At 70.3% G+C, this 17106-nt stretch carries 16 protein-coding genes; 4 read left to right on the forward strand and 12 right to left on the reverse strand.

Annotated elements, in window-relative coordinates:
- Positions 1-64: 64 nt before the first annotated feature.
- Complete coding sequence (locus tag DFJ66_RS16365; protein ID WP_121222278.1) at positions 65-610, reverse strand: sigma-70 family RNA polymerase sigma factor; 546 nt, start codon at positions 608-610, stop codon at positions 65-67.
- A 226-nt stretch (positions 611-836) separates the two neighbouring features.
- Here DFJ66_RS16365 and DFJ66_RS43500 point away from each other — a divergent pair, with 226 nt between their 5' ends.
- On the forward strand, positions 837-1565 hold the full coding sequence (locus tag DFJ66_RS43500; RefSeq protein ID WP_211351192.1) for a ferredoxin: 729 nt from the start codon (positions 837-839) through the stop codon (positions 1563-1565).
- On the opposite strand, the gene DFJ66_RS16375 is transcribed toward DFJ66_RS43500, so the two are convergent.
- Genes DFJ66_RS16375 through DFJ66_RS16395 form a run of 5 tightly spaced genes read right to left on the reverse strand, consistent with a single transcriptional unit; the run spans position 1555 to position 6512 of the window.
- Complete coding sequence (locus DFJ66_RS16375; RefSeq protein ID WP_121222279.1) at positions 1555-3516, reverse strand: TIGR03960 family B12-binding radical SAM protein; 1962 nt, start codon at positions 3514-3516, stop codon at positions 1555-1557. The genes DFJ66_RS43500 and DFJ66_RS16375 overlap by 11 nt on opposite strands.
- 31 nt (positions 3517-3547) lie before the next feature.
- On the reverse strand, positions 3548-3958 hold the full coding sequence (locus DFJ66_RS16380; RefSeq protein WP_121222280.1) for a DoxX family protein: 411 nt from the start codon (positions 3956-3958) through the stop codon (positions 3548-3550).
- A gap of 45 nt (positions 3959-4003) precedes the next feature.
- Entirely contained in the window at positions 4004-4825 is an 822-nt protein-coding gene (locus tag DFJ66_RS16385) for an ABC transporter permease (RefSeq protein WP_121231270.1), read from the reverse strand.
- A 5-nt stretch (positions 4826-4830) separates the two neighbouring features.
- Positions 4831-5586 carry an ABC transporter permease gene (locus DFJ66_RS16390; RefSeq protein WP_121222281.1) on the reverse strand — a complete coding sequence of 252 codons (756 nt, stop codon included), beginning with the start codon at positions 5584-5586 and terminating at the stop codon, positions 4831-4833.
- Positions 5586-6512, reverse strand: coding sequence for an ABC transporter ATP-binding protein (locus tag DFJ66_RS16395; RefSeq protein WP_170199435.1), 927 nt, complete (start codon positions 6510-6512; stop codon positions 5586-5588). The genes DFJ66_RS16390 and DFJ66_RS16395 overlap by 1 nt, the downstream gene beginning before the upstream one ends.
- A 48-nt stretch (positions 6513-6560) precedes the next feature.
- Here DFJ66_RS16395 and DFJ66_RS16400 point away from each other — a divergent pair, with 48 nt between their 5' ends.
- Positions 6561-7157 (forward strand): GNAT family N-acetyltransferase, encoded by a 597-nt coding sequence (locus tag DFJ66_RS16400; protein ID WP_121231275.1) that lies wholly within the window; start codon positions 6561-6563, stop codon positions 7155-7157.
- Between the two features lie 53 nt (positions 7158-7210).
- On the opposite strand, the gene ndk is transcribed toward DFJ66_RS16400, so the two are convergent.
- Positions 7211-7621: a nucleoside-diphosphate kinase gene (gene ndk / locus DFJ66_RS16405; RefSeq protein ID WP_121222282.1), complete on the reverse strand. Its 411-nt coding sequence runs from the start codon at positions 7619-7621 to the stop codon at positions 7211-7213.
- A 376-nt stretch (positions 7622-7997) separates the two neighbouring features.
- On the opposite strand from ndk, the gene DFJ66_RS16410 reads away from it, so the two are divergent.
- Complete coding sequence (locus tag DFJ66_RS16410) at positions 7998-8771, forward strand: hypothetical protein (RefSeq protein WP_121222283.1); 774 nt, start codon at positions 7998-8000, stop codon at positions 8769-8771.
- A 147-nt stretch (positions 8772-8918) separates the two neighbouring features.
- Positions 8919-9062: a hypothetical protein gene (locus DFJ66_RS42765; protein WP_170199027.1), complete on the forward strand. Its 144-nt coding sequence runs from the start codon at positions 8919-8921 to the stop codon at positions 9060-9062.
- Positions 9063-9098: 36 nt separating this feature from the next.
- On the opposite strand, the gene DFJ66_RS16415 is transcribed toward DFJ66_RS42765, so the two are convergent.
- From DFJ66_RS16415 to pulA, 5 genes are all read right to left on the reverse strand, one after another.
- The gene (locus DFJ66_RS16415; protein WP_147459286.1) at positions 9099-9329 is read right to left on the reverse strand and encodes a hypothetical protein; all 231 of its coding nucleotides are present in this window, start codon (positions 9327-9329) and stop codon (positions 9099-9101) included.
- A gap of 5 nt (positions 9330-9334) precedes the next feature.
- Entirely contained in the window at positions 9335-10612 is a 1278-nt protein-coding gene (locus DFJ66_RS42770; protein ID WP_170199437.1) for a WXG100 family type VII secretion target, read from the reverse strand.
- Positions 10609-10911 carry a type VII secretion target gene (locus DFJ66_RS16425; protein ID WP_121222285.1) on the reverse strand — a complete coding sequence of 101 codons (303 nt, stop codon included), beginning with the start codon at positions 10909-10911 and terminating at the stop codon, positions 10609-10611. The genes DFJ66_RS42770 and DFJ66_RS16425 overlap by 4 nt, the downstream gene beginning before the upstream one ends.
- Before the next feature lie 9 nt (positions 10912-10920).
- On the reverse strand, positions 10921-11253 hold the full coding sequence (locus DFJ66_RS16430; protein ID WP_425471113.1) for a YbaB/EbfC family nucleoid-associated protein: 333 nt from the start codon (positions 11251-11253) through the stop codon (positions 10921-10923).
- Positions 11254-11480: 227 nt separating this feature from the next.
- Entirely contained in the window at positions 11481-17000 is a 5520-nt protein-coding gene (pulA, locus tag DFJ66_RS16435) for a pullulanase-type alpha-1,6-glucosidase (RefSeq protein ID WP_121222287.1), read from the reverse strand.
- Between the last annotated feature and the right edge of the window lie 106 nt (positions 17001-17106).

The following is a 17106-nucleotide window of genomic DNA, read 5'->3' on the forward strand; positions in this document are numbered from 1 at the left end:
CCGCCGTCCCACACCTAGCGCGAGTGCCGAAAAGCAGGCGCGGAAGAATGCGCGGCGGACTCTTTCAGTTCCACTCCCGCAAAGCGCGGCGCAGGATCTTCATCGCGTTGTAGACGCGCGACTTCACGGTGCCTTCGGGAATGCCCAGGACGTGCGCCGCCTCGCGGATCGTGCGGCCCCGGACGTAGGTCTCGTAGATCGCGGCGCGGTGTTCCTCGCCGAGCCGGCCGATCACGTCGGTGATCACCATGATGGACAGCCGCTGCTCGGTCTCGTCGGCGGAGTGCACGGCGTCCGTGCTGGTCAGCTCGACTTCCTGCGGTCGGGTCTGGCGGGTGCGCCAGCCGTCGATCACGATGCGGCGAGCCACGGTCAGCAGCCAGCCGCGCAGCATGCGCGGGTCGCGGACGAGGGTTTCGGCGTTCTGCCACGCGCGGATCAACGTCTCCTGGACGACGTCTTCGGTCCATTGCCGGTCGTGGTTGGTCAGGCCGAGGACGTGGGCGAACAAAGCGCCTTTGAACTGGCCGTAGAGCTGGGTGACGAGTTCCTCGCTGGGCCGCCGGCGGACTTGGCTCGCATCCACCCACACTCCACCCAAGGAATTCATGCGTACCGAACCTCCTCGAAGTTGGCGCGCGGCGGGGCAAACGAGACGTTCCGTGAACGTACTACACCCGATCGCGTTAATCCACCGCCGTGCGGAAGGGCGACGGAGGTCTTTTCCGTGCAGTGTGACACAGATCACATGCGGTATTTGAACCCGAAGTCGAACCGGACGAACCGGGGTTCGTAGTCCTCCTCTGAGGACCCGCGACTTGAGGGGGAGTCGAATCGTGTCGTCGACGGTGGAGCCTTGGTTCGGGCGGCTCGCGTACGTGGCCATGTGCCTGACGATCTGCTGTGGAGTGCTCACCGCGACCGGGTGGTTGCACGGGCCGGCGGGGCGAGGGGCGCTGCGGAGGACCCACCAGGTGTTGGGGACGTTCAGCGTGGTGCTGGGAGTCCTCCACGCCATGACCTCCGTCGAGGGGCTTCCGATCGGTGCGTTGCGGCACGCGCTGGGCATGGTCGGTTTGGCGGTGCTGGTCGCCGTGGCGGTGACGGCGGCGCTCCAGCGCTCGACGTTCTACCGCAGTTGGCTGCCCCTGCACCGGTTGGCGTACGTGGCGGTGTGGCTGGGCGCGATGCACGCGTGGCTGGGCGCGGCGGCGAACGGCACCGTGCCGGTCCTGTGGCTGGCCGGGATCACCGTCCTGGTGCCCACGATCACCATCACCCTGCTGCGCTTCCTGCCGCCGCCGACGTTGGTGCGCCTGGGCATCATCGCGCCGTCACCGACCCGGCGGGCGCGCGGCGCGGTCCGGGTCGAGGTCGACCACGGGTTGTGCCGGCACTTCGCGTTGTGCCAGGTGCAGGCGCCTCAGGTGTTCCGGGTACTGGAGGACGGGACGTTGCGGTACGCCCGCAACCCGGAGCCCGAGCAGGCGGCGCGGGTGGCGGCGGCTGCTCGGGCCTGTCCGATGCGGGCGGTCCGGGTCGAGGTGGCCGGCGTCAGGGGGTGAGCGCCGGGTTGCGCACCGGGGAGCCCTTGCCCACCGGGGAGATCGGCAGCAGGGTGCGGCCGGTGGGACCCACCTCGATGTCGGTGCCCATCGCGGGGCACACGCCGCAGTCGAAGCACGGAGTCCACCGACAGTCGTCCTGTTCGCGCTCGTCCAGGGCGTCCTGCCAGTCCGACCAGAGCCATTCCTTGTCCAGGCCCGAGTCCAGGTGGTCCCAGGGCAGGACCTCCAGCTCCTCGCGTTCCCGGGTGGTGAACCAGTCCAGCGAGACGCCGAGCGGCTCCAGCTCCGCCGCGGCGGCGGCGACCCAGCGGTCGTAGGAAAAGTGCTCGGACCAGCCGTCGAACCGGCCGCCCTCGCGCCACACCCGTTCGATGACCTTGCCGACGCGGCGGTCGCCACGGGACAGCAGGCCTTCGATCAGGGACGGCTGGCCGTCGTGGTAGCGCATGCCGATGTTGCGGCCCAGGGACCGGTCGGAGTTGACCGCCTCCCGGAGCTTGCGCAGCCGACTGTCCACAGTGGCCGGGTCGCACTGCGCCGCCCACTGGAACGGCGTGTGCGGCTTGGGCACGAACCCGCCGATGGAGATCGTGCAGCGGATGTCCTTGCGCCCGCTGACCTCGCGGCCCGCGCGGATCACGTTCTTGGCCATCTCGGCGATCTGCAGCACGTCGTCGTCGGTCTCGGTCGGCAGGCCGCACATGAAGTACAGCTTCACCTGCCGCCAGCCCGCGCCGAACGCCGCGCTGACCGTCCGGATGAGGTCCTCCTCGGACACCATCTTGTTGATCACGCGCCGGATGCGCTCGCTGCCGCCCTCGGGCGCGAACGTCAGACCCGACCGGCGGCCGTTGCGGGACAGCTCGTTGGCCAGGTCGATGTTGAACGCGTCCACCCGGGTCGAGGGCAGCGACAACGACGTGTTGGTGCCCTCGTAGCGGTCGGCCAGGCCCTTGGTGATCTCGGCGATCTCCGAGTGGTCCGCGCTGGACAGCGACAGCAGGCCGACCTCCTCGAACCCGGTCGCCTCCAGGCCGCGCTGCACCATCGCGCCGATGCCCTCGATGGACCGCTCCCGCACCGGACGGGTGATCATGCCCGCCTGGCAGAACCGGCACCCGCGCGTGCAGCCGCGGAAGATCTCCACGCTCATCCGCTCGTGCACCGACTCCGCCAGCGGCACCAGCGGCTGCTTCGGGTACGGCCACGCGTCGAGGTCCATCGTGGTCCGCTTGAACACCCGGTACGGCACCCGCTCGCGGTTGGGCACCACGCGCTGGATGCGCCCGTCGGGCAGGTACTCCACGTCGTAGAACCGGGGCACGTACACGCCACCGGTCTCGGCCAGGCGCAGCAGCAGCTCGTCCCGGCCGCCGGGCCGACCCTCGGCCTTCCACGCCCGCACCAGGTCGGTGATCTCCAGGACGGCTTCCTCGCCGTCACCCAGCACCGCCGCGTCGACGAACGGCGCGATCGGCTCCGGGTTGAAGGCGGCGTGCCCGCCGGCGACCACCACGGGGTCGTCGTCCCCGCGGTCCTCGGCGTGCAGCGGGATGCCCGCGAGGTCCAGCGCGGTGAGCAGGTTCGTGTAGCCCAGCTCGGTGGCGAAGCTCACCCCGAGCAGGTCGAACGCCTTCACCGGCCGGTGCGCGTCCACGGTGAACTGCGGCACGCCGTGCTCGCGCATGAGCGCTTCCAGGTCCGGCCACACCGCGTAGGTGCGCTCGGCCAGCACGTCCGGCTGCTCGTTGAGCACTTCGTAGAGGATCATGACGCCCTGGTTGGGCAGCCCGACCTCGTAGGCGTCCGGGTACATCAACGCCCACCGCACGGCGGCGGCGTCCCAGTCCTTGACGGTCGCGTTCAGCTCCCCGCCGACGTACTGCACGGGCTTGGACACCCGCGGCAGCAGGGGCTCCAACGCGGGGAAAACGGACTCGACACTCACACGACCAGGGTAACGGCACTCCCGGATGCGCTCAGAACAGCGGTCCCGTGACGGTCAGGCCCAGCTCGGAGCCCGCGCCCGCGTAGAGGCCGAAGAACATCAACGCCGCGCCCGCCAGCGACACGTCCTTCAGGAACTGGGTCATCCCCATCTGCTTGGCCTGCGGGTCGCTCTCCTTCCAGAACGCGTGCATGACGAAGGCCGTGGGCAGCAGGAACAGCACGAGCAGCAGCGCTCCCAGGTCCGCCCACACGCCCAGCAGCACCATCAACGCCCCGACCAGCTGCACCGCGCCGCTGGCCTGGGTCGCGAGCCGGGGTGACGGCACGCCCTTGGACTCGGCGTACCCGGCCATGCCCTCCGTCTTGGTGAAGTGGCCGAACGCCGAGTTCAGGAAGAGCAGGACGAAGAGGACACGGCCGATGAGCACGATCAGGTCCATGACGACCTCCCGTGAAGGGGCGACTCCACCCAGTGTTGGCCCGGCTCAGGACACCAGCAACTTGCCGAGCCGCCGAGACGCCACCAACACCCCCGCCGCGGCCATGACGACCAGGTAGACGACGTGCGCCAACGCGCCCCAGCCGACAGAACCCGTGGTCAGCGCCCTGAGCAACTCGATCGAGTGGTACAGCGGGGTCCACTGGACGACCGCCTGGAGCCACGACGGGTACACCGACAGCGGGTAGAAGGTCGTCGAGAACAGGAACAGCGGCAGCACCACCAGCTGCACGAGGTCGAAGTCCTGCCACGACCGCATGAACGTGGCGCCGGCCATGCCCACCGCCGCGAACGCCAGCGCGATCAGCAGGCACACGGGCAGCGCCAGCAGCGCCCACGCCGAGGTGACGAGCCCGAATCCGAACATCACCACGAGGAACCCGGCCGAGTACAGGCCACCGCGCAGCAACGCCCAGGTCGCCTCGCCCACGGCGATGTCGATCGGCCCCATCGGGGTGTTCAACATGGCCTCGTACACCTTCGAGTACTTGACCTTGAGGAACAGGTTGTACGTGGTGTCGAAGATGGCCCCGTTCATCGCCGACGCGGCCAGCAGGCCCGGTGCGACGAACGCCGGGTAGGGCAGGCCGTTCACCTCGCTCACCAGCTGCCCGAAGCCGAAGCCCAGGGACAGCAGGAAGAACAGCGGTTCGAAGAAGCCGGCGACGAAGGCCGTCCACGCCCGCCGGTACACCAGGTGGGCGCGTTCGACGATCACGTGCGGGCGGCCCGCGTACAGGCCGGGCGGCACGATGCGCAGCAGCAGGCCCCGGCTCTCGGGCGCCTCGCGGTCGAGCGTTCGGGTCATCGCCGTCACACCGCCAGTCGTCGGTCGAAGAAGCGGCGGCCGAGGAGCACTCCCACGGCGACCAGCGCGAACAGGTACGCCAGGTGCCCCAGGGCGGGCAGCGGGTGCAGCGTGCCGTAGGCCGCGCCCCGGGCCAGCTCGATGCCGTGCCACACGGGCGTGACCCAGGCCAGCGGGTGCAGCCAGCCGGGCAGTTGGCTCAGCGGGAAGAACGCGCCGGTGAACAAGGTCATCGGGATGACCAGGAACCGGTAGAGGCCGTTGAACGAGTCCGGCTTCTCCACGGTCGCGGTGTAGGCGACGACCAGCGAGCTGAACGCCATGCCGGTCAGCACGCCCACCGGCAGCGCGACCACCGCCCACGGTGACCTGAGCGCCCCCAGCACGGCCGCGACCAGCAGGAACGCCGTGCAGCCGAAGGTGAGCTTGAGCGCGACCCACAGCAGTTGCCCGTACAGGACCTGCGCGGGCGTGACCGGGGTGGACACCATGCCGTGGAACGTCCGCTGCCACTTGAACTGGGAGAACACCGCGAAGGACGACTCGAACATCGCGGTCTGCACGGCCGTGGTCACCACCAGCGCCGGGGCGAGGAACACCACGTACCGCTCGCCGCCGGTGGCCGGGCCGGCCGCGACCTGCGAGCCGAAGCCCATGCCCATCGCGAGCAGGAACAGCAGCGGGTTGACGAACGTCGTCACCGACGTGGACCGCCAGTTCCGGCGGTACCACGTCCACTGGTACTCGAGGACGGCGAGCATCAGTCCACCAACGTCCGGCCGGTGAGGCGGAGGAACACGTCCTCCAGCGAACTGCGCCGGACCAGGCTCGACGCCGGCCGCACGCCCCGGTTGTGCGCGGCGGACAGCGCGGCCTCGCCGTCGTCGGTGTAGAGCAGGAGCCGGTCGGGCAGCACCTCGACGCGGTCGGCGAGGCCCTGCACCCGGGCGGCGTCCTGCTCGCCCGGCGGGAAGCGCAGCTCCAGCACCTCGCGCGTGGAGTAGCGGCGGATCAGGTCGACCGGCGAGCCCTCGGCGACGATCTTGCCGCCGTCCATGACCACCAGCCGGTCGCAGAGCTGTTCGGCCTCGTCCATGTAGTGGGTGGTGATGATGAGCGTGACGCCGTTCTGCTTGAGCCGGAACAGCCGGTCCCACAGCAGGTGGCGGGCCTGCGGGTCCAGGCCGGTGGTGGGTTCGTCGAGCACCACCATCTCCGGGTCGTTGACCAGGGACCGGGCGATGGTCAGCCGGCGCTTCATGCCGCCCGACAGCGGTTCCACCTCGTCGTCGGCGCGCTCGGTGAGCTGGGCGAAGTCGAGCAGCTCGGTGGCCTTCTCGCGCACGGCGGCGCGGGACATGCCGAAGTAGCGGCCGTAGATCTCCAGGTTCTGCCGGACGGTCAGCTCGGTGTCGAGGTTGTCCTGCTGGGGGACGACGCCGAGCCGGGCGCGGATGCGCGGCCCGTCGCGGTTGGGGTCCATGCCCAGGACGGTCAGGTCGCCGCCGGTGCGCGGGGACACGCAGGACACCATGCGCATGGTCGAGGACTTGCCGGCGCCGTTGGGCCCGAGGAACCCGAACGCCTCCCCCCGGTGGACCTCGACGTCGATGCCCCGGACGGCTTCGAACGTGCCGAAGTTCTTGGTCAGGCCTTTGGCGTCGACGAGGGTGGTCACGAGCGTCACGGTAGCGGCGGGGTACGACAGTCCGGGAGCGGTTTTAGGGTGGGCGGCATGGGGATCGAGCTGGTCTGGCCCGCGGTCGCGGATTCGTCGTTGCGGACTTCGGTGCACGCGGTGCTGCACGACGTCGTGGCGGCCGGTGGGGCGATCGGGTGGCAGGTGCCGCCGTCACGGGCGGAGACCGACGCGTGGCTGGACGTGGTGATGGCTCGGGTGGCGTCCGGTGACGGTGCCCTCGTGGTGGCGGTGGTCGACGGTGTCGTGCGGGGGACGGCCACGTGGCTGCGCAACCCCAGCGCCGTGTTCACGCACTCCGCCGAGGTCGGCCGCGTGACCGCGCACCCGTCCGCACGGGGCTTGGGCCTGGGCAGGCGGCTGGTGTCGGCGATCATCTCGCACGCCCGGTCGGCGGGGCTGGAGATGCTGACCCTGGGCGTGCGGGGGAACAACCACGGGGCGATCGAGCTGTACGAGAGCCTGGGGTTCCGCGAGTGGGGCCGGTTGCCGAACGCGATCGCGGTGGGCGACGTGCGCTTCGACGACGTCCGCATGGCCCTGCCCTTGGGCTTCCCGGAGGGCGTGGTCCTGCACGGCTCCGCCCCCGGCGGCAACGGCTCCTCCCCGTCCCGCACCCGCCAGCCCGCCTGACGACAACGGCCCGGACCCCCAGTCGCGGTCCGGGCCGTTGCTCCGTCGTCAGCTCAGAGGTTCGGGAACCAGAGCTTGATCTCGCGCTCGGCCGACTCCGGCGAGTCCGAGCCGTGGACCAGGTTGAACTGGACCTCCAGGCCGAAGTCGCCGCGGATCGTGCCGGGGGTGGCCTTCTCGACCGGGTCGGTGCCGCCGGCCAGCTGGCGGAACGCGGAGATGGCACGGGTGCCCTCCACGACCATGGCCACCAGCGGACCGCCGGTGATGAACTCGACCAGGTCGTTGAAGAAGCTCTTGCCGTCGTGCTCGGCGTAGTGCTGCTCGGCGGTGGCGCGGTCCACGGTGCGCAGTTCGAGCGCGGCCAGGGTGAGGCCCTTGCGCTCGATGCGGGAGATGACCTCGCCGACCAGGCCGCGGCTGACGCCATCGGGCTTGACCAGGACCAGGGTGCGCTCGCTCACGGCCGTTGGTACTCCTTCGTACGAGTTCTTCCGGTGGGTGAAGGGTAGCCGGACCAGCGAAACGACCTACCGCGCCCACCCGGATCGCGACTCGGCTGCGGACGATCAGTGCCACCCCAAGTCGCCCTCGTCCTTTCGCCCGTTCGGCACCCCAGCGGGCGGTTCGCTTGCCACTATGGTCGCCGGTGCCGTGCGTGCCGCCAAGTCGCAAGTCCTCGGGGAGGTCTCGTCGTGTCGGCCGAGTGCGACCACCTCGTCGCCCGTGTGTCGACAAGCCCTTGCGGAACTTCGGTTCGGGGCAGAAGGCGGCTGACTACGACGACACCGGCACCGACCGGTCGAAGCAGGAGACCGAAGGGTACTTGGACATCTGATCATGGAGTACCTACTGGATCTCGCACCGCTCATCGCCGTCATCGTCGCCCTGTTCGGCCTGCTGTACTGGTCGATGCGGCGCAAGGAAGGGAAGGCGGAGCGCGAACACGCCGGCGCGCTGGCGAGGTTCGCGGGCACGCTCGGAGGCACGGTAGCCGGCCCAGGTGGAGCGCGACCTTGGTCGGCTGAGCTGCTGGCGCCGTTGAGGGACGAAACCGACGGCCTGCTCAACCGGATGGGCATCGGGTCGCGTCGGCGCTACGGGACCGCGCTGGACTTCCCGCGGGATGGGTGGTCGGTGCGCGTGAGCGAGGCGTCGGTGAAGAAGGCCACCTCGACCAGCACGACCACGGTCTACGAGCACCGGATCGAGGTGGCCGCCTCGGGCCTGCCGCCGATGAAGATCAGCCGTCGCGTCTACTCGAGCAAGGACTCCCAAGGCGGCGAACCAGCTCGCGAAGTGCCGGTGACGGTGGCCGCGGAAGGAGGTCAGTGGCACCGGGTCGCGTTCCCGCCAGGTCCCCTCGACGCCCGGTTCGCCGCGTTCGCCGGCGACCCGGCCGCCGCTGCCCGGGCGCTTCGCCCCGAGGCCGTCGAACACCTGCTCGCCCGCGCGCACTCGCTGCCCTTCACCCTGCACGTCGAGGCGGGCTTGGTCTTCGGCACGGTGCCGGGTCGGATCGACCCCGACCACGTCCTGGACGCGGTCGACGCCGTCCTCGACCTGCTCGACCGGATGGGCGCGGCACCCGCACACCCGCCTGTAACGGCCTGAGGTCGGGCACCCGGCCGGGCCTCGGCTCTGGTGGACCAGCCGGGCCGGTGGTCAGCCACGCCCGTGCCGGCGCGGTGGCTGGACGATGTCCGCCAGGCGGGTCAGCTCGGGAGGTGGTGACGGGCCGGAGCTGCCATAGTGCCCGCCGTGAACACCCGGAACAGCGAGGACTCCCACCTCGGCACCGCCCTGACCGGCGCGGCGGTGTTGTTCGTGCTGCTGAGGGTGCTGGCCGTGTCGCACTACGACTGGCACACCACGTTGGATCACTGGGTACCGCAGTCACCGTAACATCACGACACGCAGCGACTGGGCACCTCCACTGCGTCAGCTCTGGTGAATCAGCCGCTCAGGGGCCGTACCGGTGCTGAGCCAGGTTCGAGCCAGCTTGGTGGCCGCGGCTCGGAACACGCCGTCGCGGTTGCCGTCCTCAGGACTGACGACTTCGGCCCGCTTGTCCAGGACCAGGTACCGGTCCACGCCACCGTCGGTGTGGAACCGGTAGCGCGCCTCGGCATCGGTCTCGCTCTCCTTGTCCAGGTACACGAGCATCGCCAACGCGATCACCTCCAAGGCTTGCTGTAGTCCTCATTGGATGCGGGCGGGATCTGGGTCTCCCACCGGGACACCTCGTTCGCCGCCGCGTGCGCGTCTTTGTACGAGGCGTTGGGGTTCTGCTGCCAGTATCGCGCCTCGGCGAGTTCGTGTTCGAGCAAGGCGATGTCCGAGGGCTGCGCCCGACCCGACCGCAGCCTCAGCCACGCCTCCGCCATGTCGGGGTTGGGGTCGAAGCGCGCCATCACGGTGCCGCCGTCGACGCCCTCCAACGGGTGCAGGTCCTCGAAGACGTGGTTCTTGATCTGCTCGATCTCGGCGCGGCTGAACCCGGTCCCGCCGCCGACCCGGGGCACGTCCGCGACGTGGCCCGCGACGTCGTCCACGTCGTCGGAGCCCCGGATCGACTGGTAGGCGTTCTCCGACCAGCGGTCGATGCGGTCGTAGGCGCGCACCGACCCGTCGTCGACCGGCCGCGCGCCGCCGGTCTGACCCGGGCGGGGCATTTCGTCGCCCGACCGGGCCGGGGTCTTCAGGTCGTCCAGGACCTTGCGGACCTTCGCGAACACGTCGCCGAGCTTGCGCAGCAACGGGACGAGCTTGCTTATCGTGCGCACCAGCTTCTTCAGGATGTCACCGATCTTGGCGCCCCACCTCGCCACCGCCGCGGACGCCTGCGCGACCACGACCGGTGTGCCGAGGCCGAGGGTGAACGCCACCTCCAAGGCCCACGAGATCAACCGGCCGACCAGGTCGGCGATCAGGTCGCGCACCACCTCGCGCACGACGGCGACCACGACCCCGGCCATCTCCACGGCCGAACCGAACCCCTCGGCGGCCGTAGACGCGCCGCTGAGGACTTCGGCGTTGTTCTTCGCGACCGCGCGGTAGGCGTCCCCGGCCTGCCCGACCCAGCCGGCGGTGTCGTTGGCCACGTCCCGTGCGTAGTCGTCCCGGACCTCCGCCACGGCCTTCGCCACGTTCTTCCAGGTAGCGGCGTGAGAGGCGACGACATCCGCGTTGCCCGCCAGCCAGTCCAACGCGTCCGACAACGGCTTGACGTGTTCGATCAACCACGAGACCCCGGCGGACAGCAGGGACCCCAACGGGTCGACGACGAAGCTCAGCGCTTCGAGACCGACCCCGGCGACACCCAAGCCGATGTCCACCCAACTGCCGCTCTCGATACCGGACTTCACGTCGGCGGCCGACTCGGCGATGCCAATCCCGGAGTACCACCGGGTGCTGTCCTGGACGGGCGCGATCAGCGGGTTCGTACCGGTCATCGCAGGCTCCCGAACGTGACCGACGCGTCGTCCTCCCGCTGCTCGTACTCGTCGGCGGTGTACCGCACTTTCGTGGCCGTGTCGGCCATGCCCTTGGTGCCCGCGGTCAACGCATTGCTCGCCTGGTCCTCGATCTCACGCATGACAGCGGGCAGGAACTGGCACAGCTGCCCGTACGCACCATCCGCCATGCTCACCGTCCGTGCAGCGTGCACCGCTTCCCCCAGTCGTTCGGCCAACGCGTCCAGCTTGGCCGCGTGTGCCCGCAGCTCGGTGGGCAGGGCCTCGTAGCCGGTCATGCCACCCCCTCACGAAAGGTACGAGTCGCCACTGAAGTCGTCGTCGTCCCGCCGCCGTGTCCGCGGTGCGGGCGGTGGTGCCTCCCCGAACCGGTCGCGATAGGCGTCCACGACCATTCGGCGGGTGTCCGGCAGATCGTCACCGAGCTGGGCTTCGGTCGCCGCACGCACCTCGCCCGCGATCCGAGCACGCGCCACGGCCAGTGTGCTCATGAACAACGGGCCCAGCTCCTCCGGCCTGACGGCCGCAGCGCGCTCGGTGAACCGCACGTCCACCGGGGAGCCGCTGGAGTCGACGGTCACGGTGACGGCGCCGTTCGCGCTCGTTTCCGACACCCGCACCTGTTCGACCTGGTCGCGCAACGCCTGCAAGCGATCGGCCCGGCTGCGCATCCCCTCGACCCAGTCGTCGATGCTGCGCTCCGCCTGACTCGGGTCGCCGCTCAGCAGCCCTTCCCACCGTGGCTCCGCCATATCCGTTTTATATCCGGGCTCGCGGATCACGGCCACGTGATCCGCGAGTTTCCCCCGGACGGCATCTTGATGCTGGTCACAGAGTTCGCCGACCACTAGCGGGTCAGGACCACCACCGACCTGGGTGGGACGGACAGGCCGTTGTCGAAGGTGGCCTTGTCGGTGGTCAGCGGGTGGTTTTGCCACGTGCCTGGGACCGTGGTGGTGCGCGCGGTCGGGAACGGGTTGATCACCACGAGCAGAGCGTTGAGGGTCGGGTCTGCGTCGGGGCCGGCGGTGTCGTCCAGTAGGGCGACCACCAGGCCCGGGTCGGCGGTCGGGAAGGACAGTTTCTGCTGCACCAAGGCCGCGTCGTTCAGGGTGAACAAGGGGGACGAGCGGCGGATTCGCAGGAGTTCCAGGGTGTTGGACATGGCCTGGCGCATGTCGGACGTGGTGGGTTTCAGGGAGGGGTCGGCCAAGAGCGGGGCCGCGTAGGGCCACTTGTCCTGGTTGTCCGCGGACGGGGGCAGGCCTCGGGCGAAGCCGTTGTCGTGCAGGGACGGGTCGTAGCGGTTGAACCAGTCGCCTGAGTCGTAGCTGTTGCGGTCCAAGGACTTCGAGCGCAGGAACTCCGCGCCGGCGTGCAGGAACGGCTGGCCCTGGCCGAGCAGGACCGGGGCCAGAGCCACCTTCTGCATGCGGACCCGGTCTGCCATCGACGTCGTTGCGGGGAGCTTGTAGGTCTGCGAGTCGAACAGCGTCTCGTTGTCGTGCGCGTCCACGTACGTGATGACGTCGGCGGGCGAACCCGTGTAGCCGGCCGGGGAGCCGTTGTAGGGCACGTCCCTGCCCGAGATGACACCGCCGGTCGTGGACTGGAAGCGGTAGCCGGCCATGTTGCCGGCCATGCCCAGCTTCACCAGGTCGCTGTAGTTCGCCAAGCGCGCGTCGACGTCGCCGTTGGCCGGGGAACCGTTCAGGTCGCCCGCCAAGCCGGACGCCAGGCCCTGCACGCGCGGATCGGAGTCGAACGGGCCGCCGCCGCGCACGGCGTCGCGGAGGCGGTCGCTGAACGTGCCGATGCCGGTGCCCGCCAGGTTCGCCTGCGTGGCCTGCTCGAACCGGGCGTTGCCGGCGACCTCGCCGAAGTCCCAGCCCTCGCCGTAGATCCGGATGTTCCGGCCGTCCACGCCGTCCTTCTCCACCGTCAACGCGTCCAGCGCCGCCCGCACGGCCAGGATGTTCGCCTTCGGGTGGTGGCCCATCAGGTCGAAGCGGAACCCGTCCACCTTGTACTGCCGAGCCCAGCGCACGACCGAGTCCACGACCAACTTGCCCATCATGGCGTTCTCGGACGCGGTGTTCGCGCAGCACGTCGAGGTGGCGATGGTGCCGTCGAGGTTGAGCCGGTGGTAGTAGCCGGGCACGACCTTGTCCAGCACGGACGTCGGCGCGTCACCGGAGGCCGCGGTGTGGTTGTAGACCACGTCCACGACGACCCGGTTGCCGTTGTCGTGCAACGACTTCACCATCTCGCGGTACTGCTTGGACCGCGCCCACCCGGACTGGGCGTCGTCGGTGGCGTACGAACCCTCGGGCACGTCGTAGTGGAACGGGTCGTAGCCCCAGTTGAAGCCATCGCGAGCGGCGGCCGCCGTCACGCACTCCTGCTGCGCGGCGGAGTCCGCGGGGAGGGCGGCCAGGTCGCACGCCGGTTCCTGCCGGTCCGCGCGCTTCTCGGGGATGGTCGCGATGTCGAACGTGGGCAGCAGGTGCACGGTGTCCAACCCGGCCTCGGCCAGCTGCCGCAGGTGCGTCATGCCGGTCGAGTCGCGGTGCGTGAACGCCTTGTACGTGCCACGCTCGGCCTCGGGCACCGACTGGTCACCGATCGAGAAGTCCCGGACGTGCAGTTCGGTGATGCCGTGCTCGGTCGGGTCGTCCAAGCCGCGCGCCACGTCCTGCCGCCAGCCCTCGGGCATGGTGCGCGCGTCGGCCAGGTCGGCGAACTGCGAGTGCGTGGAGTTCACGGCCAGCGCCACCGAGTACGGGTCGGTGACCACCACGGACTTGCCGGCCGCGGTCACCTCGAACTGGTAGTACCGGTCCTTCCACCGCCCGCTGCCCGACCACGAGCCGGACGCGTCGTCGCGCCGCAGGTCCAGCACGCGGGTCGGCTCGCCGGTCGGCTGGTCGAACAGGCGCAGCTTGACCGACGACGCCGTGGGCGCCCACAGCCGCACGGTCACCTTGTCGCCGTCGAACACCGGCCCGTAGGTAAGCTTCGCCGCCGCTGCCGCGTACCGGTCGTCCAGCACGCCCGCGATCTGCACGCCGGTCCGGTGCCGCAGCCCGCCGCCGGAGTCGACGTGCACGGCGGACAGCTTGTCCCGCAGGGCTTCGTCCACCCGAGCGCCGTCGAGGACCCGGAACACGGGCTTCCCCCGCAGGTGCGGGAACTTCGCCGGGACGGCCTCGGTCGAAGGCGCCAGCCGGAGCACCTTCCCGCCGTACTCCAGGCGGTAGCCGTCGGACGCCACGACCGGCACGTCCCACACCACCAGGTCGCGGGTCACCCAGATCGCCTTGGCCCTGGTCAGGTCGTCGTCCACGCCCGGACCACCGGACGGCGGCAGCACGTACGACGCCGACCCGTCCGGCCGCACCGAACCCGACACGTACCAGACCTCGTGCCCGGTGCCGTTGACGTCGAGGAACTGGTCCGGGCCGGGATCCTTGGTGTCACCCTTGTGGATGATGTTGCTCAGCCCGGCCGCGCCCGGTGCCAGCGGCACGGACCAGTAGACGCCGAACCCGTCCGAGCCGTCCGGCACGCGGGACTGGGTCCAGCCGGGGCTGGGCTCGAGCGACCCCGTCCAGTGGTACAGCGTCCAGTCCGCGTAGTCCCCCGCCGGCCGGTGGTAGTGGATCACCGCACGGTTCTCCAGCGCGGCCTGCGACGCGTAGACCTTCGCGTCACCGGACTTCGCCCAGGCGTGACCGGCGTTGCGCCCGGACGCCTCGACGGTTCCGCCACGCACCAGGGAGAACTCGACCGGACCCGACGCCGGGATGCGCGCCACTCCCCCGCTGAACGTGACCTCCGTCGTGCCCGCCCGCGCGACCAGGCCGGCGGTGTCGCCGCTGTAGTGCACGACCGCTTCACCGGTGGCCGCGACCTCGTTGGTGTGCACGGGGGTCTGGCCTTGGCGCAGCCACACCTGCGGCGACACGCTCGGGTCCACGAACCGGTCCGCGTCGGTGTCCTTCTCGTCGCCGCGGTGGGCGATGATGCCGACGTTCTTCGCGCCCGGCTTGAGCTTCACCCACGCGAACCGGCCGTACGGGGTCTCGCCCGCGAACGGCAGCGGCTGCTGCCAGGTCGGACCGTCCACCACGTCACCCCAGACGTGCAGGCCCCACCCGTCGTAGTCGCCCGCCGGCCGGTTGTAGTGCACGACCAGCCAGTCCGACGCGACCGCGCCCGGCGGCTGCACCGGCGGCGCGGCGACCAGCGTCAACGAAGCACCGTCCGCGCCGAGCGTCCCGGCGGAGTCCTTGGCGACCACCCGGATCTCGACCTTCTCGCCCACCGCCGCGCCGGGCAGCGCGGCCAGGTCGGCGAACACCCGGTAGGGGGCGGCGTCGTCGGTGCCCAGCACCGTCCAGTCGGAGTGACCTTCGACCCGCGCGGCGAACGTGGCCTGCGCGAACGACGACGTGATCCCGTCCGCGCGCAGCTCCACCCGGTCGTCCAGCACCGTGCCGGCGGCGGGGGCCACCAGCGTCGGCGTGGGAGCGGACGCCACCAGCTTCTGGGAACCCTTCAGCACCACCGCGGACAGGGGAGGCACGGTGACGCTGATCCTGCCGTCCACGGCCCGCACGGGAGCGCCCGACGACGGCCACAGCGGGGTCACCGAGGAGCTGCCGACCGGCACGTCCACGGTCGCCGCGGAGGTGCCCGCGTTGGCCACCACCACGTGCTCGACCTGCGCGGACCCGACTCGGCTGAACGCGATCACGTCACCGGAGGCGTACCGGAGGGTCTGGTTGCCCTCGCGCCACACCGGGTCCTTGTCCACGAACGCGGCCAGGTCGCGCAACTGCCGGTACAGCGGGTGGTCGGTGGCGAAGTTGTCCACCGCGCCCGTGCGGTCGCTGCCCACCAGGTCCTCGGCCGCGTACTCGGGGGTCTTGGAGGCGAACATGTCCTGCCGGGCCAGCTTGTCGCCGCCCGTGCCCGCGAAGCCCTGCTCGTCGCCGTAGTAGACGACCGGGTTGCCGCGCCACAGGTACATCAGGGCGTTGCCGAGCTTGAGCCGGTCGAGCAGCTCGGATTCGCTGACACCTGACCGGTTCTGCCGGATCATCCACGCGATCCGGCCCATGTCGTGGTTGCCCAGGAACGTCGGCAGCGAGGACGCGTTGGAGTCGGCGTCGGTGTACCGGTCGTCGTCCACCAGCACTTCGCCGAGCCGGGCCGCGCCCCGCCCGGACAGGAACGACGACGCCCCGCTCTGGAACGGGAAGTCCAGCACCGCCTGCATCCGGCCGGTCGTGGAGTAGCGGGAGGTGACGGCCGGGTTGGCGTCGAACACCTCGCCGAACACGAAGAAGTCCTTCTTGCCGCGCTGCTCGGCGTACCGCTTCACGTGCGGCGCAAGCGCTTGCCAGAACTCGATGTTCACGTGCTTGACGGTGTCGACGCGGTAGCCGTCGATGCCCAGCACGTCGATCCAGCTGGTGAAGATCCGCTTCATGCCCGCGACGACCTTCGGGTGCTCGGTCATCAGGTCGTCCAGGCCGGAGAAGTCGCCGTACTCGTTGGACTCGCCGCTGAACGTCGAGTTGCCGCGGTTGTGGTAGAGCGACGGGTCGTTGAGCCAGTCCGGGGTCTTCCGCCCGCGCACTACCGGCGTGTAGGGGGCGGTGAGCTTCGGGAAGTCGTTCTGCCCGGCGATCTCCGCGATGTCGACCGGCCGGCCCTCGGGGTCGAGGTAGGGGACCGCGCCCGTGGACACGTAGTCGTACTCGCCCTCGGCGTAGTCGATCAGGTCCGCGGTGTGGTTGGCGACGATGTCGAAGAACACCTTGATGCCGCGGCCGTGCGCGTCGCGGATCAGGCGGCGCATGTCGTTGGTGGTGCCGAAGTGCGGGTCGAGCTTGGTGAAGTCGGTGGTCCAGTAGCCGTGGTAGCCGGCGGACGCGTCCGCGCCCTCGCCCTGCACCCAGCGGTTCTGGAACATCGGGGTCAGCCAGATGGCCGTGACGCCCATGCCGTCGAGGTAGTCGAGCTTCTGCTGGAGGCCCTTGAGGTCGCCGCCGTGGTAGAAGCCCTTGTCGGCGGGGTCGTACCCGGTCTTGAGCCGGTCGGTGTCGCTCGTGCCGCCGCGGTCGTTGCGCGGGTCGCCGTTGGCGAACCGGTCGGGCATCACGAAGTAGAACCGCTCGCCGGACAGGTCGTCCCGCACGGCGTCCCGCGCCAGCTCCCGGTCCCCGGCCCGCACCCCCGGCGCGATGTCCTCGACCGACCCGACAGCAAGGCGTTCGGCAGGGGCGGCGGCTGCGTGCCCGACCGGCACAAGCAACCCGCCTATCAGCAGGGCGACCAATCCCAAGCGGCGGCGCATGGGCGACCTCCTTCTCTTCGGAGCCGCCTCCGGCGGCTCGAGGAGGTCGCCTGAAAGTCGGGTGTTCGACACTGATGTCACGACGAATCGGGCAAGCCCGGTTGCC

The sequence above is a fragment of the Saccharothrix variisporea genome, from assembly GCF_003634995.1.
Lineage (GTDB): Bacteria > Actinomycetota > Actinomycetes > Mycobacteriales > Pseudonocardiaceae > Actinosynnema > Actinosynnema variisporeum.